At 45.3% G+C, this 11,341-nt stretch carries 8 protein-coding genes; 2 read left to right on the top strand and 6 right to left on the bottom strand.

Annotated elements, in window-relative coordinates; genetic code table 11:
* Positions 1-703: 703 nt before the first annotated feature.
* The 3 genes from O3603_RS07955 to argS form a co-directional block, all read right to left on the bottom strand.
* Complete coding sequence (locus tag O3603_RS07955; RefSeq protein ID WP_371522036.1) at positions 704-1,174, bottom strand: RNase H family protein; 471 nt, start codon at positions 1,172-1,174, stop codon at positions 704-706.
* A 21-nt stretch (positions 1,175-1,195) separates the two neighbouring features.
* Positions 1,196-1,681, bottom strand: a complete 486-nt coding sequence (locus tag O3603_RS07950) for a DUF2059 domain-containing protein (protein WP_371522035.1) — start codon at positions 1,679-1,681, stop codon at positions 1,196-1,198.
* Between the two features lie 119 nt (positions 1,682-1,800).
* The gene (argS, locus tag O3603_RS07945) at positions 1,801-3,621 is read right to left on the bottom strand and encodes an arginine--tRNA ligase (RefSeq protein WP_371522033.1); all 1,821 of its coding nucleotides are present in this window, start codon (positions 3,619-3,621) and stop codon (positions 1,801-1,803) included.
* A gap of 226 nt (positions 3,622-3,847) precedes the next feature.
* Between argS and O3603_RS07940 the strand changes: the two genes are divergently transcribed.
* Positions 3,848-4,315, top strand: a complete 468-nt coding sequence (locus tag O3603_RS07940; RefSeq protein WP_371522031.1) for a hypothetical protein — start codon at positions 3,848-3,850, stop codon at positions 4,313-4,315.
* Positions 4,316-4,361: 46 nt separating this feature from the next.
* On the opposite strand, the gene O3603_RS07935 is transcribed toward O3603_RS07940, so the two are convergent.
* From O3603_RS07935 to dgt, 3 genes are all read right to left on the bottom strand, one after another.
* A complete protein-coding gene (locus O3603_RS07935) occupies positions 4,362-7,763 on the bottom strand; it encodes a DEAD/DEAH box helicase (protein WP_371522029.1) in 3,402 nt (1,133 codons plus the stop codon).
* A 491-nt stretch (positions 7,764-8,254) separates the two neighbouring features.
* Positions 8,255-9,250, bottom strand: coding sequence for a YqiA/YcfP family alpha/beta fold hydrolase (locus O3603_RS07930; protein ID WP_371522027.1), 996 nt, complete (start codon positions 9,248-9,250; stop codon positions 8,255-8,257).
* Between the two features lie 78 nt (positions 9,251-9,328).
* On the bottom strand, positions 9,329-10,666 hold the full coding sequence (gene dgt, locus O3603_RS07925; protein WP_009433983.1) for a dGTP triphosphohydrolase: 1,338 nt from the start codon (positions 10,664-10,666) through the stop codon (positions 9,329-9,331).
* A gap of 227 nt (positions 10,667-10,893) precedes the next feature.
* Here dgt and dut point away from each other — a divergent pair, with 227 nt between their 5' ends.
* On the top strand, positions 10,894-11,331 hold the full coding sequence (gene dut / locus O3603_RS07920; protein ID WP_315088317.1) for a dUTP diphosphatase: 438 nt from the start codon (positions 10,894-10,896) through the stop codon (positions 11,329-11,331).
* Positions 11,332-11,341 lie beyond the last annotated feature (10 nt).

The raw sequence follows: 11,341 nt of genomic DNA, 5'->3' as shown, positions 1-11,341 counted from the left end.
CGCTATCACTTGCTGAAGCATGACCACTGCCACCACCGCTACCAGGGTTCTCAAACGATGTGCCTCGCATTAATTCATCTTCTGCTAGTTCAAGCCACGTGCATTGAGGTGCACAATAGACTTTTCTTTCATTTGTTTTCTCCATTTACCTGATTTTAAAAATAGTTATTATTAATGATTCTCACTTACTTTACTTCGTGTCACAGAGTCCAAGAGGGAGACGAAAGCATAAGAAGAGTTGTTAAAACAATGAATTATCTCCTCCTCTTGATGCTCTGTGGCACTATGTAAGTTTGATTTTATACTCGAAAAAATTGCTATATTTTGTGTTTTAGAAGTCTTCAAAAAGGGCATAAAAAAGCGAACAAAGGAAACTCTTGAAAGTCCTTTGTTTACAGGGGTTACGGCACGCTTCGCGCGCGCGTATGCGAGAAGAAAAAATGTGTTATTGTACGCTAGGTGCGCATAGTGTGTGTGTGTGTGTGTGTGTGTGTGTTAGCAAATTATTTGGATTGACCAAAGATAAAGTGCAAAAAGATGCAAAGAATCGAATAATTCTTTGCAGTACGTCATTGCCTTGATATGTCATTGCTAATTCTTTCACGGCGGCAAAGGTAAAAAGATAAAATGGAATGAGCAAGGAAAATAGAGAAAGATTCTCTCTCCATGAGTATATCCTCTTTTCTTAAAGAGCAAGAATAACCTACTTCTTCCTACCGAAGTCGGCAGGTATCTCGCCCCATTGTTTTGTTTCCCATTTGATAATAGGAGTGGTGACGTTGTGTGTCATGAGCCATTGTTCTGCCCGTGCAATGATTTGATACAGCTGTTCTGTTGCGGAATTACGGGTTAATGTCGTCTTACACTTCTTCTTCTTAACCCACAGAATGGCGTTATACGAATCACTATAGATGACCTTGTCCTTGATTCCCTGTTTCTCCATCAAGGCTAAAGCATGCACAATAGCGAGGAACTCTCCGATATTATTTGTACCTTGTACTGGTCCGAAATGGAAGACTTGAGCCCCTGTTTGTAAGTCAATACATTGATATTCCATAGGTCCCGGGTTGCCAGAACAGGCTGCGTCGACAGCCCAAGAAGCCCCTCGAACATCCATTGGTAGTGGAAGTACTGTGTCATTGCGATACGAAGGAGGGTTGTGTAAAGTGTTCATCTGCTTATAAACGATTCAATATCACTTTTCTGAAGACTCCTTTTCATCTAAGTTTAGATCCTTGAGAACCTCTTTGATAACATTTTTACTTGCTTCTTGACCTGCTTCGAATAGGTCTTTTGTAAGCAGAGGTGTCGTTGCTGCCACCTTTTTCCCTAATGGAGTTTCAAAGAAGTCAGCGAACGCTTTCAGCTCTTCTAACGTATAATACTTTTTGTAAACAGGCACATATAGCTCATTTATATTATCGAAGAAAATGGTTCTGAACTTCTCTTCTATTTGTTTCATAATCTCATCTGGGACGTAATAACACGTCTTCTTTAGGCTTTCCATTAGTAGTGGATAGCTTGTTTCAAGTGCTTTCCGACCGCCAGATACCATTACGAGCCTTTCTACAGCTGCCCGATATTCCTGGTCTGATACTGTTAATGAGTCGTTATTCTGTGCAGAACTATATGTTGGAATCAGTAACAAGCAGAATAACAAAGAAGCGAAAAAATATCTCATATCGTGTATGAATAAAACATTAAAGGGTTTCTAAAGGTAGTGGGAACACTCAGTCCTAACCATTGTTACCTTTTATTATAATATATGTCCAGACTTCGTGTTCCTTTGTTGTGGGGCTTCTACATCCTCTCTGGTACCTCTATGCCGAGCAATGCCATACCATTCTTAATCACCTTAGCCACGTTCTTAGCCAGTACGAGGCGGGTGATCTTCTCTGCTTTGGTATCTGCATTGAGGATGCTATAGTCGTGATAGAACTGATTGAACTCCTTGGTCAGTTCGTAGCAGTAGTTAGCAATACCACTTGGACTATAGTCTATACCAGCCTGTGCAACAGCTGCACCGAAGTCGTTGAGCTTCTGAATGAGTGCAATCTCTTTCTCGTTCAATGGTGCTTCATCGGCGAGTGATGCAGGAAGAGCAATGCTCTGTGCCTCTGCCTTACGAAGAATACTGCGGATACGAGCGTAGGTGTATTGAATGAATGGACCTGTATTACCATTGAAGTCGATTGACTCTTCTGGATTGAAGAGCATATTCTTGCGAGCATCCACCTTTAATATAAAGTACTTCAGCGCACCCATACCAACGATACGTGCTATCTCATTCTTCTCATCCTCGGTAATTCCTTCGAGTTTATTTACCTTATCCTCGCTGAGTGTCTTGGCGTTCTCTATCATTGACGCTACCAAGTCGTCGGCATCAACAACAGTACCCTCACGACTCTTCATCTTACCATTTGGCAATTCAACCATACCATACGAGAAGTGTACGAGATCCTTACCCCACTTGAAGCCCAGACGATCCAAGAGGATTGAAAGCACCTGGAAGTGATAGTTCTGTTCGTTACCAACGACATAAATCATCTTATCGATAGGGAAGTCGTTGAAGCGCATCTCGGCAGTACCAATATCTTGTGTCATGTAAACAGATGTGCCATCCTTACGCAAAAGGAGCTTCTGGTCTAAGCCTTCATCCGTGAGATCAGCCCATACAGAGTTGTCATCTTTACGAATGAAGAGCCCTTTGGCGAGTCCTTCCTCCACCTTCTTCTTACCAACGAGATAGGTATTTGACTCATAATAGATCTTATCGAATCCAACACCCATCGCCTTGTAAGTCTCATCGAATCCAGCGTAAACCCAACTATTCATCTTCTCCCATAAAGCACGAACCTCTGGGTCGTTATGCTCCCACTTAACGAGCATCTCGTGTGCTTCTTGTATCAATGGAGCCTCTTGTTCGGCTTTTGCTTTCGCATCATCGGGTGTCATTCCCTCCTTCTCATACTGCTCTTGCAGTTGTTTGCACTCCTCTTTGAAGTGCTTATCAAATAGTACATAGAAGTCACCAATCAAGTGATCACCCTTCTTGCCAGCCTTTTCAGGGGTGATACCATTGCCCCACTTCAGCCAAGCAAGCATAGACTTACAAATGTGGATACCGCGGTCATTGACGATATTCGTCTTTACTACCTTATTGCCATTAGCTTCCATGATTTGTGCCAATGACCATCCGAGGAGGTTGTTACGCACGTGTCCAAGGTGGAGAGGCTTGTTCGTGTTAGGCGAAGAGTACTCAATCATAACAAGCGGACTATTTTCAGTCACTGACTTCTCACCGAACTTCTCATTCGCATTAATGTCGTTCAATAAACCAACCCATGCCGCTTGAGCAATAACGAGGTTAAGAAAACCCTTCACAACGTTGAAGTCGGCGATAGCCTTACAATTCTTCTTCAAGTACTCACCTATTTCCTGTGCCGTATCTTCAGGCTTCTTGTGTGAAGTCTTCAGTAGTGGGAAGGTGACAAGTGTAAGGTTTCCTTCAAAGTCACTACGTGTCTTCTGTAGTTGAATCATCTTTTCTGGCACCTCAACACCATATAACTCCTTGACAGCTGCTAGTGCCGCAGCGGTAATTTGTGCTTCTATCTTCATCTTTGTTTGTCGTTTTATTCTGTTTGCAAAGTTACGGAAAATCAGTCGAATAATCGTTCTTTAGACCATAATTCGTGGTAGTATTTCGCAAATCTCAAGCCCGAATCCAATGTAAAGGTGAGTATATCCTCACGGGCTATGACGTTTTATCATTGGGATTCCGTTACTTTCTCAATATATTATCGTACATTTGTAGGCGATAATAAACTCCTAAATAATTACCATTATGTCTAAAAACTTACAGAAATGGGCTTATGCCCTCTTAGCGAGTGTGTTTACTCTTACAATGTGTTTCAGCTTTGTTTCTTGCAGTAGTGACGACGATGATGACAACAAAATCAGTCCAGTACTTTACAGCGAATTTAATGGTGAAGCCTCTATCAATTATCCGCTTAATCTAACGGGAGAGTTTGTTGGGATATCCATTCCATTGAGTCAGCTGGGAAAGAAGGTTGATTTGACCCAATCAGGAGACTGGACAGTAGGTGGATCTATCGTTAATGGGCTCTATACTTACGATGATCACTTCTTCCAGGAAGGCAGTTTTGTCTATCTTCGACGCATTGATGAGCACCACGTCGAGATGCGTTTTAATTTCGTATGGAAGAACGGATCGAAGAGTGGAGGGTACAAGGGCAAGGTAACAACACGCAAGGATGCGTTAGACCTGGCTCGTCGTAATTGGAATAATTAATCTGTATCTCAAGTAAAGTTTCACTAAGATGAGTCCTTATCTCATCTTAGTGAAACCTTACATAACCGCCTTTTTCTTTTATGTAATCAATCAGTTCGGCAAAGAGTTGGTTCTGTCTTAGCGTAGACTCATTGCCTGTTAAGATGAGTTGTTTGCGTGCCCTTGTGATAGCAACATTCAACTTTCTGTCTATTGGTTGCCCCTCTTCATAGAACGTGTTAGCCGTTAGGAAATCGAGTTGATAACGACTCTGAATCGTGAATGAATAGAGAATTACATCACGCTGGCTACCTTGATAGCGTTCCACTGTGTCTATGCTAATACCCTCCAGAGCAGGAATCTCCAGCCGCTCTATCTCTTTTCGAATCATAGCAATTTGATTCCTGTATGGAACGATGACGCCCACCGACTTCTGTGGGTCAAAGTCCTTGCTCATTTGTCGGTACAATCTGCACAATAGGTCAGCGATGATTCGTGCCTCGTCAGTGTTTACCTTTTCTGAAATGTTCAGTTGCTTGCAAGGCATAGAAGGAATGAAAATCATGCGATGTGCCTTTAGTGCACTGTCTAAAACATCTTCGCTCTCCTCGTTATAAGATAGTTCCGTTTCCAACTGATGGGCTAACGGCACACATTCCAGCTGTTCCTTTGCATAGAACTTACGATTAGCAAAGTCGGCAATATCGGGGTGCATACGTCCTTGCTTGTGTAGCGTCCCTATGAAATCGGTTCTTCCTGCTGCCCTTTCGGTGAGGATGAGGCGTTCAAATAAGGAGTTGGCGCACGATGAAAGATGGATGTTCTCAAGAATAGACGATGTATTCTCCACATCAGCCTCCCCCTGCTGTTGCACCACGGCAGGTAATTGTTTATGGTCGCCTACTAATATAAACCGATCTATCGCACGCCCTTCCTCCTGTCGGGCAGTCAGTATTCCCACGATATTTGGCTCTAGTATCTGGCTCGCTTCATCAATGATGACGAGGTCAAAGTGCTTGATGTTAAAGAGTGCCGAACGACTATTCATGGTCGAGGTTGTGGCTACGATGATTTGCGCCTCTGATAGGGTGGACTTAATACTATTGAGGGTTGTATTCTCATCGAGCACCTCTTGCAAGAGATGGTCACTATATTTCGGATCGCAACTATACTCGTTACCAATGCGGATGTAATCTATCTCGTGCTCAGAAAGCATATTGCATATCTCGTCAACAGCACGATTCGTGTAAGCAAGGAGGAGGATAGAACTTTGCCCATTGACCTTTGGGCTGTGATCATTGGGATTGGTGCTTGGAACTTTGGGCTTTTCTGTCAGCTGCTCAAGCACAAGATATTGCAGCGCCTGCGAAGTCTTACCCGTTCCAGGAGGACCAATCAAGAGGAAGTAGTCCTGTGCCTGCTTTGCTTTCAAGATGATTTCATCGTAATCGGGGTGGTAACTACGCGACAAAACAAGGGATTTGTCAGCACGTGGCGCACGCTGTCCAAGGAGTAACTGCCGCTGTTCCACATCAGAGGTGATGAAAGTATAGAGGCTACGAATAGCCGATGTACCCCCAATATCGCTCCCTGCATGCTCTAAGGCAAAGCACTCTCCAGCTATAAGATTCGGGTTCTGTTGCCCGTCGTTGAGGTGCACTACGATAGACGAGGTATGTATCTCTTGTAAAGAGCCTTTGAAGAGAATACTCTTACGCACGTCTGGTTCCTCATTCTTCTTATACGCGTAGAGATAAACCATGTCCCCCCTGCGGAAGTTCGGGAGGAAGTCTATGCCCTGTTGCGGTACGTTGAGCGTAATAGTATCATATCCGTTGAATGAGCTACTACAGCTCTTATCCGTTATCGTAAGCCCTGTGTAGATATTTCCCGTATCCTTCTTCTCCGCCAGAGGCATATTCCAAAGGTCGGCATTACTATTCCCCACGCCCTCTTGTGCGCCCACCTTCGATACCAGTTGCTCCTTAATAACGAAAGTCATCATACGTGTGAAGTAAGCACGCTCTAGTTCGCTTAGCTGATGAAGGGGTGCGAGCACCTCCGTAAGTTGTGGTAAGAGGTATCGTTGATAGAACGCATCATTCTGTTTCTCAACATTCAGCACCTGCGGAGTCATTAGTGGCAACAAACGATGAAAGCCATTCTCCGCCATCCAATACTCGGTTGCGACGGCTTGATTACGGAACTTCATCGCCTCACGAATGAGCTTTTGTAGCGGTTCAACCTCAAGTAACCCGTTCGGGAGAGGGTATTTCGAATACATCAATTCTATGTGTGCATCCTTCGGATTCAGCTGGAAGTTGTATTGCAATATACCATAGTAAAGCAAGAGTTGTACGTAATGCTTCTCCACATGGAGCGAGCCATGCGGGTTCTTATACTGCCTTTCAATAAAGATATTCTTACCAGATTTCTGCTCAACTAACAGCTTTAAGTCGGTTGTCATGAGGTCTATTCGTCCCTGCAAACCTAATCGTTCGCACACGAAAGACGGCTCCAAGATGGCTTTCTCACGCTCGAACGACTGGAATAACTCGTTGACTATCTCTTGAATATTCGCTACCTGTTGTTCAGCGGCTTGCTTAAACTCCACTGCATTGAAGTCGGGACAGGTGGCAAAGTCCAACGCCTTCTCTCGAAAGTTCGAACGGAAGGTGTCCTTGATGGTATAGTCTGTGGGATGATTGATGATATCGTCGAGTGCAGAACCCGCAAAGTTACCCAGTACGATATGCTTGTTATTAGGTCGCTCGCCCATCCGCTTTACCGTAAAGAGCAGTGGGTGGTGCCCATAACTCTCAAAGCAATTAGCGATGGAGGATATGTCTACGAGATAATCAGGCTCTACGACTATCAGACGTGGAATCACCTTCTTGCGTGTGACAGTGCAATCAAGTAAGTTGAGTTGCATTCCCTCACGCAGAAGAGAGCGCAGATAACTAAAGTCCACATACTCGGCTGTGTTCATATAGTCCACCGTCAACAACTCCTCACTGCTGTCTTGATTGATTACGGCAACCTGTATCGTCTGCTCATCCCATTCCCTAACAATGCAACGGATGTATCGGTAGTTCGCAATCTGTATGTTCTCCGTGATACGTCCGTGCGTTGGCAGCTTGCCCACAAGCGTATCGGGGATAGCTTCCTGGAATACGGCAGAGACGAAGAGGGCGAGTGCCCGACAATCATAAGCGATGTCGTCGGGCAGAATAGGAGCTGCGGAATTACTGTGCCGACGCATTTTGTGAATTGCCACAACGTCCTTCGGCGCAATGTGATGCAGTCTGCAAAGAGCCTCTACCTGCGATGAGAGGTTGCCAAAACCATGCTTCGTCTCTTTCAATCCCTCGTAACATGCTATGACAAGCGTCTCGTGCATGATGCGTGCTTGGGCTTCTGACGGAGCCGTGAGAATATCAGCAATACGTGTGAAGAGTTCGTGTGCCATCGTTGATAAGCCTTTCTTGTTTCTCTGATTGTTATGTTTTATGTTCTTGCAGAATACGAATAACGTTGTTACGCAATACGTTTCTCCTTCCTACACAATACGTGTTGAATTGTTATTCCCTGCGTCTGCCAATCGTTTCTAAGGCGTGTTCCGTCTTTTAGTGACGTGAGTTACGCTATTTTCACCATGGTGAAACCTGTGTCTCATCACGATGAAACCTGTGTCTCATCATGATGAAACGAGTGTCTCATCATGATGAAACAACAATAAGGCACGTTAGAAACGAATGAGATACACATGAGAAACGAATGTCATGCACGTTAGTTATGAATGGGATATGCGTTAGTTACGGAGGTTATGCCCGTTAGAAACGAATAGCAAACCCGTTAGGAACGTTTTTTTAATACGTTAGAATCGGATTGCAAACCCGTTAGGAATGGTTTTAAAATGCGTTAGGTACGAAGCGGAAACACGTTAGTAATGCGCCTAAATCACTGTCCGCCCAATCGTTCAAAGTAAGTGATAACGTCTTCCCACGTCTTAAATTCGTCACTGCCAAAGCGGAGTGCCGTACCGAGGAAGTCGTCATGGGCGGTACTACTAATGAGATAATCGCCGTATAGGAGCTGTGGTTGGTTGGTAAAAATAGCGTGATTCCATGCCGGCGCACTGAAGGTTTCCTCTATCCAAGCCTGTTGTTCGCTGATAGCAGAGGGCTGATTGGTGGGCGCAGGACAAACGAAATAGACGTTGTAATTGTCGAGTAATAGTTCATAAGCCTTGTGTAAGCTCGACTTCGGTTTGCCGTATGCGTCCGCAAGCGTATCCTTGTCGATGAGAACCGTGCGCCGTTCGCGCCCCTCCTGTCGGTCGTCAATCCACCGGATAATAGGCATGAGATAATGGAAGATAGCCTTCTCAATGAGCCGATGTTCGCCGTGGAAGTGGATAGCCTGTGGGTAATGCTCGCTGAAGAGATCGAATGTGTGTACGATAGGGTCAGCGTCGCCGAATAGTCCGAAGACACGTTCTTGCTCCTTGGCGTCAACCTGCTTGAAGCAATTCTCCGTCATATCCTTGTACTCCTTGACGAGAGCTTTGGTCACGATGACCTCTTGTATGCCGTCTTGACGTACGTTCTGGAATACTTGCTTGCCCATCATATTGCTCTCGGTGATGGTTGCGCCCATCTGAAAAGCAGGGTTCACGCAAATGCGGTCGGTGCCATATAGCATCTCTGTGTACATTCCGCCCATGGAAGTACCTATGATTAAGTCGGGTTGCTCGGCGTCAACAAGATTCCTAAGGAGCGTCATTGCCTCTTCAGGATGTATGGGTAAGTCGGGTGCAATGACGGTTGCTTGGGGCATATAGTCCCTTAGTATTTGTGCTGTGTGGGTGGAACCGGCTGACATGAAGCCGTGTACATAGATGATTTTCTTCCCTACCATGAGGTCGGGGAAGGTCTTTTTATATTGATTTTCCATTGTTCTTTATTAGGAGTTAGGGGCGTGATACTTAGGAGTGTCATCCCTCTTTGCCTTGTGGAAAGGCGGGGGTGGGGGCTAAACGATGGGTAGACTGATACCATTTATCTTCTGGTAGATGTCTAAGGCATAGATGTCTGTCATGCCACTGATGTAGTCTAAGACAGCCATAATGCGTGTTTCAAGATCCGAGCTTTGGATGTCATACTGACTGGAGAAGCTCCGGATGAGTTGTTGACTGTGGAAGTGGTTAGGCTCCACAGCCGCTCCAATGAGTGCCTCCATCAGTGTTTCCATTATCTTATAGCCTGATAACTCTACGTCAAGGACGGTTTTACTGCGATAGATACGGTCTACTGACACCTGTGAGCAGTGCTTGTAAGCCTGTCGGGGAAGCTCTGATATGTGTTCGATAAGCGAGCCTTTGAAGGTGCCTGATAGTATCTCAGCCTCGTGTTCAACAAATGCTTTGACACATTCAGCCTCTAATAAACCAACGGCACGCGCCCGGAAGTAAACCACTTGCTCGTTCCTATCGGTCACACCTTCCTCCTTGATGTTCTTACGAATCGCCGCTCTCGTGTCTTCGTCGAAGAAGCCTAATAGCAAGTCGGTGGTCTCCTCAAAGGATAGGAGCTTGAGCTTGTGTGAATCCTCGATGTCCATAATCTCGTAACAGATATCATCCGCAGCCTCCATGAGGTAGACTAACGGGTGGCGCACATACTTGATACCCTCTGCAGAACATTCCTTCTGTATGATACCGAGTTCCTCCGCTATCTTCTTGTAAGTGTCTTGTTCGGTTTGGAAGAAGCCGAACTTCCCATGTTTGCCTGCGTAAGACGAGCTGAAAGGATACTTCACAATACTTGCCAAGGTGGTGTATGTCATTACAAAGCCGCCTTCCCTTCGCCCGAGGAAACGATGCGTCAATAAGCGGAAAGCATTGGCATTACCCTCAAAGTGGGTGATGTCATCCCAGAAACGAGGGCTTACATACTCCTGCAATGCCTTGCCTTTGCCCTCAGTGAAGAACGACTGGATGGCTTTCTCACCACTATGTCCGAACGGCGGATTGCCCATGTCATGCGCATAACAAGCCGTCTGGACAATCGTTCCAATCTCTTCAAAGAGCGTACCACGCAACTCTGGATGGAGTTCCGTTAGTCTATGCGCCACGTCGTCACCAAGTGATTTGCCTAAGGAAGCCACCTCAAGCGAGTGAGTGAGGCGATTGTGCACAAAGACACTACCTGGGAGTGGGAACACTTGGGTCTTGTTTTGCAGTCGACGGAAGGGTGCTGAGTAAATCAGGCGGTCGCTATCACGCTTAAATTCAGAGCGGTCGTCGTGCCTTAACGCATGTCTTCTTTCTTGTCCAAGACGCTTGTTGGATATGAGTTGTAGCCAGTTCATGAGGCTTGCTTGTGGTTGGTTTGAAGCTAATGACATGTTCCTAAGGGTGTTGAATATTGAATGTTTGCAATAGAGCGATAGATGTTCTACAAGGCATCTATCTGCTTGTTATGCCCTAAAAAGGCATTCGCAAAAGTAATTAAAATTGGCTAAAAACCATCTTTTTACGTACTAAAAATGTATGAATGTGGCATTAATTGCTTAATTTTGTACCTTATTATATAGCGATGATAAAGATTAAAGTAATCAATAAAGGGCATCAGCAGCTCCCTGCTTATGCTACTTCTCAGAGCGCGGGGATGGATCTCCGTGCTAATATTGAAGCCCCAATAGTGTTGCACCCAATGGAGCGCAGGCTCATTCCAACAGGCTTACATATTGCTTTGCCAGTTGGTTATGAAGCGCAGGTACGCCCTCGCAGTGGTTTAGCCTTGAAGCATGGACTGACTGTTCTGAACTCTCCTGGTACCATAGATGCTGATTATCGGGGTGAGATAATGGTCTTGTTAGTGAACTTCTCAACTGAAGACTTCACCATTAACGATGGTGAGCGGATTGCCCAAATGGTAATTGCTTGTCACGAGCAGGGGGAGTTCGTGGAAGTGGAAGAGCTTGACGAGACAGAGAGAGGAGAAGGCGGCTATGGTCATACGGGGGTAAAGTAAGGTAAAAGAA

Origin of the sequence: Prevotella sp. 20925_1_30 (assembly GCF_041433025.1) — a bacterium.
Taxonomy (GTDB): Bacteria; Bacteroidota; Bacteroidia; order Bacteroidales; family Bacteroidaceae; genus Prevotella; species Prevotella vespertina.
This window is presented reverse-complemented; position numbering and strand designations above follow the sequence as displayed.